We start from the raw sequence: 14,591 nt of genomic DNA on the forward strand, positions 1-14,591 counted from the left end.
ACAGGGAAGCGGCAATATTTTTCCGCCGACGCTCTTTATTTTGCTAAGCCCGTATAACTTGTATAAATCGGAGCAGAGTAAACATAGACAGTCTTTCCACTGCTGTTCGTATAAGTCAAGTACGCACGGAACACATACGTCGTAGAGCTACTCTTAGGTGTCATGCTGTAGCTATACGTTCCTGCACTTCCCATGCTCTTGATACTGACTTTCGTTCGTCCAGCTGTATTGACATTCAGGGATTTTGTGCCCAATGCCGTTTTAGTCATATAAACAAAGCCCTGACCGGTAATCGTGTAATAATCATCCCGATTCTCATAATCTGCTACAGCTCCGGTCAGCCGGATCTTTCCGTTATTCTGCGAAGCGGAGAGGGTCACACCGGGAACCTTAAGAACCTTGACTTCTTCCAGTTTAGGGATCGCCCCAGTCTTAGTTTCACCGCAACTGGTGCAGGTGTAGGTCTTGATGCCCTCTTCTGTTTCAGTCGCTTCCTTGGTTACCACGCCTTCATCCCAGCTATGACCCTTTGCGGCAATCGTACTGCCGGCCTTAACTGTCTCGCCGCATACCGTGCAGACTGTATCGCCTGTGTAGCCTTCCTCCGTGCAGGTTGCTTCTTTCGCATTCCGCACTTCAGTTTTGTGGCCAGTGGCAGGGATTGTCTCGCCGCTGCTGATCTTTTTGTCACAGTCTGTGCAATACGTATCGCCCGTATAACCGTCCTCCGTGCAGGTTGCATCCTTCGCATTCTGCACCTCAGTATTTGCATGGTCGCAGACTTCCTTGTCGGTCAACGTCACTTCATATGTTTTGACATCGTTTCCGTCCTCGGAAACCGTCAGGATGCGGACAATATGATCCTGCGCAGGCAGAATGGTAATACCTGCATTGACATCGCTGGATGCCGTAACCTGAGAGCCTGCTGCTTCATACGACAGCGTATCCGCGATGAAATCAACCGCCGTTCCATCTACAGAAATGCCGGACAGCGCCGCCGAGCTGTTATATTCCAGCTTGCCCGCATAGGTCATGACCTCTGCTTCCGTCAGGCCGACGCAATGCCCGGACTTTTCTGTAAATGTCACACGCAGTGCAACCGGATTGATGACCCGATTAAACACATATTCCGTCTTCGTAAAGCCTGCGGTCGGTGTAACATCCTCATAACCGATTTCCGTGAAATCGGTTCCGTTCAGAGAATAGGCAAACGTCACTTCACTCGGAAGCAAAGCAGAATAGTTATCGGTGAAATAATACAGATTGACGCTGCTGATTAACTGGGCAGTTGCCCACGTAAAGGTGATGGACGCTGTATCAGAGGTATTCCGGTTATTGTAATTGGTCCAACGCGCGTTCGTATCAGACGAATTGTTTGTCACACCGTCTATAATCGAGCTGAGATTGTCCGATGTAGAAGCACAATCCTCTGACAAAGACGCCGAAGATGCAACATTGGTGCTCTCTGTGTTTACCGCTTCCGCAACACGTACCGACGCTGTAACCGGGAGCGTTGTGTCGCCAATCACGGTTGCAGTACCGTTAACTGTAATGATATCGCCGACATTTGCAAACTCGTCAGCTGTCATAGTATCCCAGGTCACAGCAAACTCACCGCTGAGCGTGCCGTCTGCCAGTACGCCGCTGACCTTATCCGGCAGCGTCGGGATTGCATTGACCATTGTGGCCGTGGAAATATTGCGCATCGCAATGACATCGGCAATCACATGAAGCTTTGCCGTGACATGGATGGGGTCCATGCCTTCAAATACAAGTGTGCCCTGAATTGTATAGTCTCCGGCTGTGGTATATGTTGTTTCCGGAATGTCTTCCCAAGCAATCGTACCGGTTACCGTAGTTCCATTCGCCATGGTTCCGGTCGCTGCCGTCCGAAGCTCCGGCTTTGTGCCTTCAGATACCGTGTAATCGCGCACCATGGTATAACTGACAAGTCCGTCCTGTGCGGTTCCCTCGCTGACCGGATTGGTCGTCACAGTCACGCTGTCGCCAGTCAATCCATCGGATGTCACGTTCACAGTGAAGCTGCCCGCATCCGTTGTCGAACGCACGATGACCAGAGCTTTACCGGCGTAGGCGGCAATCTGAGCAGAAGTGGCGGAGGTCAGAACAGAAGACTGCTGATACTTGTCTGTGGTCGCCTGATCGCCATTGTCCACGCCAACAATTTCACCGTTGCCAGTCAAGGAGAAATTGATGGTATTGGTTGCCGTCGTATCCAGATTGTCATTGGCATCCGTGACATCGACAGAAATATATGCGAGGCTGCTACCGTCCGCCTGAATCTCAGTCTTGTTGGTCTGTACCTTCAGCTTGCTGACCGTATCCGGCGTGGAAACCGAAGCATTGCCGCTGGTCGCGGTGATCTCGTTCCCGTTTTCGTCATATGCCTTCGCGGAAATTGTACCTACTTCATATGCAACATTGAATGTCGCATACAAACTGGTAGAATTCGAGCCGCTTACAGCTGTACAAACACTGGAGTTGTTGCTGGTGGTTGTATAGGTATAATACTTGTGCCCCGCAGAGGTCGTGTTGACCGTGCGCGTGGCCGTACCAATCAGCGTACCGTTGCGGTACAGCTCAACCTTCGGTGCATTGGAATAAATAACAACCGGGGTCTTGTTGCTGCTGGTCAACATATTGTCACTATCCCATGCCGTCACCAGATGCAGGGTTGTGTCATCCTGCTTCCATTGGCTACGGTACAGGTAATAGGTGTCCTTTTCAAAACCGGCGGTATCGACAATACCAAAATAGCTGCTGTTTGGAATGGCACCTGAACCTGAAACCGAGCCGCTGCCGGTTCCATTCCATGGGGTCGGCTCACCAATATAATCCCAGCCTGTCCAGACGAACTCACCCGCGACACAGTCATTCTGATAGGTATTATAGATGGAATCATGAGCCGTGATACCCCAGCTAACTGCGGAGGTATCATAAGAGGTCAGATGATATTTGCCGTCCGCGTTACTGGCATTCGACTGCGAAGTATAAATGCCGCGGCTATTGACCGCAGACGAAGTCTCCGAAGCAATAATACAGCCGGTGTTTCCACCGTAGTTCTTTGCCAAGTTGGAAAGAGTGCTGGCGGAATTGGCGTAGTTAAAGCCAGCAATGCCGTCCTCATTTATAATGGTTTGAATAACACTAACTAGAGTGCTGTTGCCGCCGCGGGTATTGTCACCGATGGTGGTCGGGCGTGTTGTATCCTCTTCCTGAATCCAGTCAATCAGGTTCTGTGCAACTGTCGGATAAGAGGAATCCGCAGAAGCGCCTTCCTGAATCTCGTTGCCAATCGACCACAGGATAATCGACGGGTCGTTGCGGTCACGGCTGACCATCGACTTGACCGCGTACTCTGCCCAGGTCATCGAACTGTCACCGCCAAGAATGGCGTTTGAACTGCTCAGGTTGGTGTTGAAATACTTGCCGAAGTCATTGCTGTTTCCATTTTTAGAAATACTCCAGCCGTCGAACGCTTCCTCCATGACCAGCAGGCCGAGCTCATTGCAAATATCAATGAAATCCTCATCTGCCGGATTGTGGCTGGTGCGGATGGCATTGACACCCATGTCCTTCATCTTGGCAAGCTGACGGTACATGGCGTCATATGCTGCCGCAGAGCCTAATGCACCCTGGTCATGATGCATGCACACGCCGTTGAGCTTCACATTCTTTCCATTCAAGTGAAATCCGGTACTGTCAAAGCTGAAATATCGGAAGCCGAAGTCCGTATCATACGTATCGACCACAGAACCATCGACCAAGAGTTCTGTGCGTACATAATACAGATTCGGTGCGTCGGTCGTCCACAGCTTCGGATCGTTGACGATAGGCTCACTCGTCGCTGTTGCGGTTTCTCCTGCGTTCACGGTCACGCTCGTTTCATCAGAATTCGAGGCTGTTGTGCCATCAGAGGCATAGACAGTATTGCGTATCGTGACTGTTTTACCTTCATCGCTGTCGTTTTTCACGGTAACTTCCGTGCTGACTGTACCGGTTCCGTTTTCGATATCCGGAGTTGTGACCTTGGTGCCATATCGCTCCACGTGCACCGGATCGGTGGCGATCAGTGTCACATCACGGTAAATACCGCTGCCGGAATACCAGCGGCTGGACCGAATATTGCTGACCGCCTTGACAGCGATGACATTTTCCGTCTGTCCGTCACAGGTGACAAAGTCGCTGATATCAAAGGCAAATGAGGTATAACCATAATGGTTTTCTCCCATCAGAGTGCCATTGACATAGATATAAGCATCCGAATAGACACCGTCAAAATTAAGCATCAGGGTCTGACCGGCGCAGCTTTCCGGCAGAGTAAAGCTCTTCCGATACCAGCCTGTACCACCGGGCAGAAAACCACTTTCCGCTTCACCGCTGGTGGTATAGCTCTGGCTGATGCTGAAATCATGCGGAAGGGTGACAGACTTCCAACTTGAGTCGTCAAAGTTGACATTCTGTGCGGTAGAAGATGTACCCAAATAGAACTTCCAGCCATCATTAAAGCTGCTTTCCCGGCTGGTCGTACCGAAGGAGACAATCACTGTCTGTTCCGCACCAGCCACTGTACCTGTGTCGTCCACAGCAAAAGCCGTCAAGCAATTGCTCGAGAGAAGCATTGTGGCAGACAGGGTCGCCGCAAGCAGTCTCTTTAAAGGGGTTTTTTTCATGTCCTGCCTCTTTTCTATTGTTTTATTCAAGCACACAGCCTATCGGCTGTGCAGTTGTCGGTTCTGTGGACATTGCCAGTCCCCCATCTGGCAGCATATCCATAAATTGTTTGTAATATTCTGCGGCATATCTGGCCTTCTCGCACAGATAAACCGGCCTTTCTGAAAATCCACCAGTCTCATTATAGACCATTGCCGCACAGACATAACACAGATGTTGATTGACACAGTTTCCACAATAGGAACTGTATCTGGCGTTATTAGTCCAGTCGACGATCTGCTGCCAAGCATCCGCAAAGGATGTATCTTTTAAGCTGATCTTCGGATAATCCATCATGCCGCAGCCGCTCAGGTTTCCCTGCCAGTCAACCCAATAGCTGCACCGTCCGGATAGGCAGTGCATCTTCTGCTCGGGCTTTTTCGCAGCTTCAGCGAGCAGTTCCGGTGTCAACTCCTGATAGTTTGCGGCATTGGCTGCCAGCCTGCGAAACTGCTCCGGCGGAAGCTGATACCAATCAGAAAGCACTTGGTAATAGGCGCATTCTTTTGGAGTCAACCGCGACGCAAACTCCGCTCCATGCCCGATCCTGCGGGCAGGTGGGAACATATAAGTTGCTACTCGAAGCCCCAGCCCATAACTACTGGCAAAATCCAGTATTTTCTTCAAATCCCCCGCATTCTCTGGCATCAAGGAGCAATTGAACTTGAACCGGATGCCATTCTGCACCAGCAGATCTACACCCCGGCGAACCTTGTCCAGCCCATTGGGATCCCCACAGAGACGTTCATAGGTCTCATTGCTGCCTCCGTAGAGCGTAATATTGATTCGAGAAGGCGGCATCTCCCGAAGCCATGCCACAGTTTCCTCAGTAATGCAACTGCCGTTGGAATTGATGCTGATCTCCATGCCCATCTGGTACATCGCCTGATATAATTCCCGGATCCGGGGATACAAAAATGTCTCGCCGCCTGTCAGCAAAGGGGAGAGCATTCCAGCATCCCGTGCCTGTTCAGCTACCTTCAGCCAAAATTCCAACGGCTGAAGCCCGCCCAGTTCACAAACCTCTCTGGCAGATTTGCGCACATAACACATTTTACATTGAAAATTACAGATCGGGGTCAGCTCAAAGGCACCGGTAATTGGTACTCTTTTCTTTGCGGACAGCCCGAATAGCTTGTCACGAATCGCTGACAACCGCTATCACCTCATCTTTCTCCAATTGCTTTCTGAGACAAGTTACCGCGTCCTGATCCGGCGTGCAGATAAGCTGATAGACCGGATAAACCGCCAGCAGATCGAGCCAGAGCTGCTGAATGGTCATTCGTTCCTCCATATCCCGGAAATCCATCGCGGTCTGTTCCGTCAGGCATTTTAATGCCTGACGAACCGGAAGACGCCGGATATGATTTTCCGCTCCCTGGCAGAGAACAACGATTGCCCCAAGTGGAAGCCATTTCCTGCTATAAATTGGGCTGCTTCCATCCACCGGATAACCATAGGAGCTGAAATCATTTCCCTGCTTGCGCAGGATGGTACGGTCGTTGCTCACAATCTCCGCCTGCTCAAAGCGGTTCCAGAGCTTGGCCTGAGTTGTTTTTCCTGTCCCGCTGGGAGCGGTAAACAGAATCGCTTTGTCGCAAACGGCAATCCTGCTCGAATGAAGCAGCATCGCCTGAAAATGAGCCAGCATCTGCCGCATGGGAAGAAGCTGTAGCACCTTATCCGCTGTTTGGACAACATCAGGAAATGCGCCTTCATTCAAATACAGCTCTATCCGGGAAAAATCCGGAGCATAAACAGTCAAAGATACCGCACCATCCTGTCCTGCTTTTGCTTTTTTATAACAGAGACTGCCGTCCTGGTAATATTGGAAGATCCCGTCATCCCCGCAAGGGTTGTTCGGCGTCGCAGGAAGTACCTCTGCGGCGATGACATCAATCCAAACATCGGGCAGACAGGCTTCGCATCGGAAAGCTGCGGTTCCGTCCAGAAATCCAAGCGGAACATCCGAGCGCAGTCCAATCCGAACATCTCCCACAGAAAGGTACAGAATTTCCTTCATTTGCATCGTTTTTCTTTCCTCGGAAAAGAGGGGCTGGCTGCTTTTGGTGCATCCAGCCCCCCTCTCTCAAATCATCAGGATGTAAATACCGTGCTGCCGCCCGCGCTCAGATAGCAGGAGCATCTCTCAAAGAAGTTCATATTTGCGGGAGATTCCGCATCAAACGTTTCTTCACCAAAATAACTGCACGCTGTGTACTGCTTGCCGTTGTACTCATGATCTTCCGGCCCAAGATCTACAATCGTTCCACAGCCGGTGGCGATTGCTGTATCCAGCGCATACTCTTCGAACTCAATCATCGGCTTTTCATAATTCGCCTTCATATTAATCACTTCCATTCTTACTGCGCCGTAGCGGTGTAATGCTCGCTGGCAACACCGTCTGCATTGTAGGCTACGATATCCCACGTCGTACCAGCTTCCACCTTTTTATAAGACAGTGTGAAGCGGAGCTTACCGGAAACGTTCTTGCCTGTGACCTTGACGCCGTTGATGGTCACATAGGCAACATCCTTGGATGTCACCACGTTCACAGTCGCCTTCTTGCTCTTGCTTGCATAGGAGCAGCTGGTCGTGATGCTGCCAGGTGTGAAGACCGGAACTTCTTCCACGGCTTCCTCAGCCAAGCCGGCTGCGTAGGTCTTGCTGACTAGGTAAAGAGTGTTCTCAGTATCTTCATCGTCAGTGACAATATCTCCCTCATTATCTTCATCAAGATCGGTGCTATAAGCCAGGTTAAACTCATCCACGCCGGTGACCTTGAGATTGGTAAGCGCCGTCAGACCGCTTGCACCCTCAATGTTTACATAACCGATTACGGTGCCATCTTCCAGCGTCTCCACTTCCACATAGTCGCTGATGTCATAGTAGCAGTCCGCGCTGTTTCCGATTTCAAATGTGCCGGAGCCAACTGTCACTTCAGACGCTTCTCCATTCGGGGCTTTCAGGCCGAGATAGAGCTTGTAGGACTTCGAATCCCAGTTGACTAACGCAAAGCTGGCGCTGTAGCCTTCTTTCAGATACAGCTCCTGGTTGGGGCCGATGTCGCTGTAGTCTTTGACATTCATGATGTTTCCGTTCACGTCGGTCAGAGTGAATACATCGTCTGCGTAACCCTTGTCAGCATCGGCAACAATCTTCTCCCGGATGTTGACCACTGCCACATTCTGCTCGCCGTCTGTGGAGTAAGCGCTGTTTGCCGTGGCGTATCCTTCGTTATCCTTCGTGCTGGTACCCATAGGCTGGTAAACCCGGATGCCGTCCAGATAGAACTCATTGTTGGTATCATGCAGGGTGCCGGACTTGTAAACATAGATGGTCACCTTGTAGGTGTCATAGCCACTTTGCAGCCCAGTGTTCTGGTAAATGGGGATATTATACAGGGTGGTATCGAGAATCTGTTCGGTCTCACTGTCAGGAACAGTCACATAGTTAATCGTGTCGATATACTGCTTGTCAACTTCTTTGCCTTCGCTGTCCGTCACCGTCACCCGGATATATCCGGTCTTATTAGACACACGGCCATAGATGGTGGTACCGGTGCCGGTGAAGGTGTAGGAATACTGGGCCGCGCCGTTGGTGGTATCTGCCTTCAGGCTGGTGCCGTAGCTGTCGCCCAGGTTGTTCATGTACACGGCATCCGCGCCGTAGGTGCTGTCGGTGGTGGTACCCACCAGGCCGGTCTCCTGATAGCCGATGAGGCTGGTACCTACAGATTCAAATTTTGCGTTGTTGGTCTTAGTGGTCACCAGTGTTCCAAAGCTCTCCTCATAGTACACGGAGGTAGCCGGAATTACCGTCAGGGTACCGGTGACGGTGGTGGACCTTGACACGTCATTGCCATCTCCATCTTTCACCGTGACAGTCGCGGTGACGCTGTAAGGCACCTTTTCAATGCCGCAGAAATCTCTGGTCAGGGTGTAGACGATCTTACCGTCCTTCACCTCGGCAGTGCCGTAGGTTCCGGTGAACACGCCGTTGGAGCTGGTTCCGGTGTAGTTGGCGTACAGGTCGCTGTCCTTTGTAATGTCAGGGATTGTCAACGAAATCGCATCTTCATCGGTAATGACCTCACCATAGTTGGTGACCACGTCATTGGCCATGACATCCACTTCCACCGGCAGACCGTAGTCCAGCACGATGGTGTCATCATAGATGTCTACGTCTGGGTCCGGTCCGCGCTGGTAGCTGTTGGTGCAGACGAAATTGATCGTATCAGTGGTGGAGCTGGAACCGGTGACTGTGACCTTCTGAGAAGGCACGCCGGTTTCACCTTCACCCAGCGTGACGTCTTCCGTTTTTGCGCCGGTTACGCTGGAGCTGGCTGTCCACTCCGCTTCCCAACGGGTATTCGTGCCGGTACTCAGATTCTCCTTGATGTACCAGCTGGATTCCTCGTCCAGGGAAATGTTCCGGAAGGTGGCGGTCTGTCCGTTTTTCAGGGTGAAGCCGCCGTTTGCATCGGTGCTGCCGGTGCTCACGAAGTTCCCGTCGGAGTCGTAGAGGGAGTAACTCTTATCGGCAACCGCTTTGCCTTCGTGATACAGGGTGAAGGAGAAGTCGATGTTGCTCAGGTTGGCCATAACCTCGGAAGGGATCTTATCTTCCGAAGTTTTATGCTGTTCGTCCAGATAATACTCGCCGATATCCTTGGTCACAGACACGCTGTCGCGCTGGGGCAGGTTGAACTTGATCAGGCAGTTGGTACGACCCTGGCCGCGATCCATGTAGTAGATGGTCAGGGTGTGATTGCCCTGAGCGGCAAAGCCGGTGCGGGTGGTGCCAAGAGCCCCGTACAAATTGGTCTGGCTCAGGGTACTACTCAGACTGTTGCATTTCGACATATTTTTATCGGTGGTCTTGTCGCCAACCTTACCATACGGGGAAGACAGTATGACATCGCCAGTGGCGAAGTTGATGCTGCCGGTGATTGCATCGTGAGTTCCTCCGATATCCAATGCCAGAACCCCATCAATGTAGACCCACACATCATCGTCGCCTGCAAACTCAAAAGTAATATCCTTGCCATTGGCATCTTTACCGGTATCGGTCATCTGGAAATCCACAGTGGTGACCATACCAAAACCATATTTAATGTTTTTGTTTTGACTTCCCTGGCCGTTCGCATTGTTGGCCTTATTGATCGGATATGCTTTTGTGGTGCTAGCAAGTCCCGCTGTGGAATAGGCATCCCCAGAGGTGGAGCTCAGGCTATTGAAGGGAGCAAATCCGGTAACCTTCTTATTCTGATATCCGGAATAACCGGTATATCCGGCAGGCAGATCGGCAATCTGCATTTTGGTGTCGGAAGCGCCGGTACCATTTTCAAAGTACACGCCGTTCTTGTCGCTGTTCAGTTCGTAATATCCGGTTTCCTTATCATAGATGAAAGGCACCTTTACATTCGTATATACATTGGTATAGTCGTTGTTCTGACTGGAAAACAGGTTTGCCGCATTCACGTTATTGCTGAACGGAGCGTTGCTGCTCTCGCTGAGCTTGCTGGCCGCCAGGCCGGAATAAATATAGTAGTTCTGCGCCTGTTTGCCGTCTGAATCTTTTTGTATAATCCACTTGCTAAACGCGGGAATATCAGCATCACTGTTGGGTTTACCACTACTGGTGTCCGTAAAGTAGAAGCCCTTACCCTCAAATCCGCCATTGCTGTTCGTGTCAGCATTCGCTGTCGCCGCATTGGCCTTGGCCTCATTCCAGTCGTACAGAGTGCTGTTGAAATACTCTACTTCCAAATCGGTATTGCCAGGACTGCTCGTTACTTTCTCGGCAAATGCAGCCGTTGGCAGCAGAGAAAGCAGTACCCCAAGCGTGAGCATGGAAGAAAAAACACGCTTGGCAAATTTCGTTTTCATCTTTGTTTCCTCCTAACTGTTGATTTTTTGCCGATCTATTTAAAATTGCTTTCACAATGGATCGCCGTTAACATCGCAAGACGAGGTTGCGGGAAAGCGCAGTCTCTAAAAACTCTGTTACATCCTGAAAGCTCTGTGCCTCTTCCAGCTCATATTCCCGGGCAAACATCTCCTGCAGCTCCCGGAACGAGCGTTCTTTCTCCAACGCTTTCCACAGGAAAGCACCCGTGGCATTCAACGATGCAATTCCAAAGAAGGTTTCCGCCTCCTTTCCGGTTGGAACCAGAACCGCCTCGCCTGCTACTTCGCGATAGATATAGTCCGGATTTCTCCGGAAGTGTATCCTGTCATCCATATATACTCCCCCTGTTCCCCCAATTCATGCATAATTGCTACCATGTAGTGAAATATATCCAATCATAGACGGATATCCGAATTTAATCAAAATCAGTTTAGCACAGAGAGGGCAAAAAATCAAGGACTGGTTAGAGAAAGTATATGAAGTACTGTAAAATTTTGGCCGATCACGGACAGGCAAATAAATGAATATATCAATCCGCCTCCGATTTTACTTTTTTGCCAAAAAGCGAAAAAAATGTATCTTTCCGACTTTAAAAGACAGATAATCCCGTCTGACAGATCGATGCCCCCTGTATCCTTATGCTATATAATAGCAATTCTGTAATATTTTTCCTACACCTTTAATATGCTTCAATCGGGGTAAACAACATCGTCACGTTCCCGCCGCACACCATGCCGAGGTGCGATGCCTCGCCGCCGCCCAGCTCATATTCCTGCAACTCCGGCACGCCGCCGAACAGGTCGCGCGCGCGTTGCTGCGCGGCGTGCTCGACAGAGCCGCCGCCAATGGTACCGTAACAGTTTCCATCCTCCGCGACCAACATGCGTGCACCTGCGCCGCGCGGCGCAGAGCCTTCGCGCCGGACAATCGTCACCATCACCATGCGCCCCGGATGGTACAGCAGCTGCTGCATGATGTCAGCGGAAAGCAAACTCACTTCACGCATGGAGTTCACTTCAATCAACTCCGCTGCAATGCTGACCGCGATTTCCTCCGGTGTATGTGCGCCGATTTTCAGCCCAATCGGACTGTGTACGGTATCCAATTGCTGTTGGGTATAGCCCAACGCGCGCATGCGCTGCATAGCAGAAGCAACCTTTGTCTTACTGCCGATCATGCCGCAATAAGCAAACGGCACCTGCAAAATACGTGCCAGACAGGCTGCATCATCCTTGTGTCCACGCGTGACGATGACATAGCTCGCATCCGCAGGGAGATGGGCAAGCGCCTGTGCAAACGGCTGACACAGCACACGCTCCGCCTCCGGAAACCGCTCCTGCGCCGCAAATTCGGGGCGGTCATCAATAACCGTCACAGCATAGCCGAGCATATGTCCAAGCGCACAGACCGGTTTGGAAATATGCCCGCCTCCACAGATGACCAGCTCTCTGCGGCTGGAAATGCGCTCACAAAATACCCCGGAGGCAATCGACGGAAACCGCTCCGGCTGCGGCCCACGTGCCCAGTCCGGGAACTCCCCTTCTGTTTCTGCGACCGCCATTTCTCCCATATGCGCGCCTGTGAGCGCCGTGCGCACATACAGACTGCCGCCATCCATGAGTTTCTGTGCAAGCTCCCGCATGTCCATGCCTTATATCCTCCTTATACTATGTGAATATCCTGCGGAACAACCCCGCCGTCCTGCATCACAGCGATCAGAATCTCTTTCTCCTCCGGTGCGGCAAGCCAGGACAACCCGCACCCCGCCGTAATTTCACGCGGCACGGGAATCAGCCGTCCCGGTGCTCCTGCTGCATGACAGATCTTTTCCATTTTGAGTGCCATGGTTGTCGTTTCAAACGTGAGAATAAGCCGTGGTGGTTTCTGTCGCATCAGCTGTCCTCCTGTGTAAGTTCCGTCACCGCATCGACTGCGGCGCGCACCTCGTCTTCCGTGTTAAAATAGCTGAAGCTGAACCTCACCAGCCCACCGTGTTCCGTGCCGAACGCCCGGTGCACCAGCGGCGCACAGTGTGCGCCCGCACGCGTGCAGATACCGTAGTCCTGCATCAGCACATCGCTCACCTCGCCTGCATCCCAACCGGAAAGCCCCAGTGTGACAATCGCCGCACGGTTGTCCGTCGTCCAGTCGCCGTATACCATTACGCCATCCAATCTGCGTATTGCGTCATAAAACGCACGCGCCAGCGCAATTTCCCGCATATGAATGGCGGATGGGCCGGTTTTCATGACAAAATCCAGCGCCGCCGACAGTCCGGCAATGCCGGGCGTGTTCAGTGTGCCCGCCTCGAGTGCAGTCGGATAATCCGACGGATGCTCATGGGAAAAGCTGTGCACCCCGCTCCCGCCGACGCGCAGCGGAGCAATGCGCACACCGTCTGCCACGCACAGCACACCCGTACCCTGTGGGCCGAGAAGTCCCTTGTGTCCCGGCATGCACAGTGCCGAAATACCCATGCGCTGCATGTCGATGTCGAAGGCACCCGCACTCTGTGCGGCGTCCACAACAAATAAAATGCCGTGCGCGCGGCAATACAAACCGATTGTTTCAATGTCCATGACATTGCCCGTCACATTGGACGCATGTGCGCACACAACGGCGCGCGTATCCGGTCGGATGGCGGCGATGATATCCCGTTCCTCCACCCGTCCGGTCGTTCGATCCATCGGAACAATGGTCAGCTGCGCGCCGCACTGCTCTGCACGATACAGCGGTCGCAGAACAGAATTGTGCTCCGCCTCTGTCGTCACCACATGGTCGCCCGGACGGATCAGTCCGCCGATGGCGGTATTCAGCGCATCCGTTGTATTGAACATCATACAGACCCGCGTTGGGTCATTCACACCAAACAGCTCAGCCAGCTTTTCGCGCGCTTCATAGATCACGCGTCCGGCGGACAGCGTCGCCTCATGGGCACCGCGCCCGGCGTTGCCGAGATGCAAAATCGCATCCGCCACCGCCTGTGCCACCTGCGGCGGCTTGTGCAGACTGGTTGCCGCGCTGTCGAGATAAATCACCGCGCACACTCTCCTTCCGCCGACTTGAGCAGCGCGATTCCATGACCGAGTGTATCGATGACAAAACCGAGATTTTCCGCCGCGCCCTTCGGGCTGCCCGGCAGATTGACAATCAGCGCGCGGGCACGGATCCCGGCAGTTGCCCGGCTGAGCATGGCGCGCGGCGTGATGGCCAGCGAGCCGGCCCGCATCGCCTCTGCGATGCCGGGTGTCCAGCGTGTAAGCACAGATTCAGTCGCCTCCGGCGTGACATCGCGCGGCGCAAAACCTGTGCCGCCCGTGGTCAGAATCAGATCTGCCCTGTCCTCATCGCACAGCATGCGAAGCGTCTGTGCAATGGTGTCAAAATCGTCAGGAATGATCTGTGTATGCACAATATGATATCCATGGTTCTCTGCCAGCGCGCATACAGCCGGCCCGCTTTTGTCCTCGCGCAGACCTGCTGCGCCCTTGTCGCTGATCGTCAGCACTGCCGCACGCCAGATGACCTGAACGGTGTCCCCGACCGCGACACTGCCGCCGCGCAGCACGCGCGCAAATACGCCCTCCTTCGGCATGATGCACTCACCCATGCGCTGTGCAATCTCACAGGAGGAATGGCAGGTCTTGCCGATCTGTGTGAGTTCCAGCAGGGCACTGCCGCCGATGCGCAGCTGACAGCCGACTGGCAGCGTCTTCAAATCCAGCCCGGACACCGCCAAATTTTCGCCAAATGCGCCCGGAATCACACCCGCACCGCGCGCATTGAACGCGTCGATGCTGTCCTGGCTGAGCAGGCTGACCTGTCTGTGCCAATTTCCGCCGTGTGCGTCACCCTCCAGACCGAAGTTTTCCACCAGCACACCGCTTTCGATATTCTGTTTTACCGTACCGCGCCGCTCACTGCGGCAGACCGAAGTAATCACT

At 52.7% G+C, this 14,591-nt stretch carries 10 protein-coding genes; all 10 read right to left on the reverse strand.

Annotation, left to right across the window (positions count from 1 at the left end; all coding sequences use genetic code 11):
* Positions 1-35 precede the first annotated feature (35 nt).
* On the reverse strand, positions 36-4,694 hold the full coding sequence (locus tag CBW42_RS10330; RefSeq protein WP_087020970.1) for a glycoside hydrolase family 2 TIM barrel-domain containing protein: 4,659 nt from the start codon (positions 4,692-4,694) through the stop codon (positions 36-38).
* A gap of 22 nt (positions 4,695-4,716) precedes the next feature.
* Positions 4,717-5,889 carry a radical SAM protein gene (locus CBW42_RS10335; protein WP_087020973.1) on the reverse strand — a complete coding sequence of 391 codons (1,173 nt, stop codon included), beginning with the start codon at positions 5,887-5,889 and terminating at the stop codon, positions 4,717-4,719.
* Positions 5,873-6,763 carry a hypothetical protein gene (locus tag CBW42_RS10340; protein ID WP_087020976.1) on the reverse strand — a complete coding sequence of 297 codons (891 nt, stop codon included), beginning with the start codon at positions 6,761-6,763 and terminating at the stop codon, positions 5,873-5,875. The genes CBW42_RS10335 and CBW42_RS10340 overlap by 17 nt, the downstream gene beginning before the upstream one ends.
* Before the next feature lie 68 nt (positions 6,764-6,831).
* Complete coding sequence (locus CBW42_RS10345) at positions 6,832-7,080, reverse strand: hypothetical protein (RefSeq protein WP_087020979.1); 249 nt, start codon at positions 7,078-7,080, stop codon at positions 6,832-6,834.
* A gap of 17 nt (positions 7,081-7,097) precedes the next feature.
* Entirely contained in the window at positions 7,098-10,625 is a 3,528-nt protein-coding gene (locus tag CBW42_RS10350; RefSeq protein WP_087020983.1) for a PA14 domain-containing protein, read from the reverse strand.
* Between the two features lie 67 nt (positions 10,626-10,692).
* On the reverse strand, positions 10,693-10,980 hold the full coding sequence (locus CBW42_RS10355; protein ID WP_087020986.1) for a PqqD family protein: 288 nt from the start codon (positions 10,978-10,980) through the stop codon (positions 10,693-10,695).
* Between the two features lie 346 nt (positions 10,981-11,326).
* Positions 11,327-12,295, reverse strand: coding sequence for an XdhC family protein (locus CBW42_RS10360; RefSeq protein ID WP_242969851.1), 969 nt, complete (start codon positions 12,293-12,295; stop codon positions 11,327-11,329).
* A gap of 14 nt (positions 12,296-12,309) precedes the next feature.
* Positions 12,310-12,540: a DUF3343 domain-containing protein gene (locus tag CBW42_RS10365; RefSeq protein ID WP_087020989.1), complete on the reverse strand. Its 231-nt coding sequence runs from the start codon at positions 12,538-12,540 to the stop codon at positions 12,310-12,312.
* Positions 12,540-13,685 carry an aminotransferase class V-fold PLP-dependent enzyme gene (locus tag CBW42_RS10370; protein WP_087020991.1) on the reverse strand — a complete coding sequence of 382 codons (1,146 nt, stop codon included), beginning with the start codon at positions 13,683-13,685 and terminating at the stop codon, positions 12,540-12,542. Before CBW42_RS10370 ends, CBW42_RS10365 begins: the two co-directional genes overlap by 1 nt.
* Positions 13,682-14,590, reverse strand: coding sequence for a molybdenum cofactor synthesis domain-containing protein (locus CBW42_RS10375; protein ID WP_407922966.1), 909 nt, complete (start codon positions 14,588-14,590; stop codon positions 13,682-13,684). The genes CBW42_RS10370 and CBW42_RS10375 overlap by 4 nt, the downstream gene beginning before the upstream one ends.
* Position 14,591 lies beyond the last annotated feature (1 nt).

Source organism: Butyricicoccus porcorum (assembly GCF_002157465.1).
In the GTDB taxonomy this organism is placed as follows: Bacteria; Bacillota; Clostridia; order Oscillospirales; family Butyricicoccaceae; genus Butyricicoccus_A; species Butyricicoccus_A porcorum.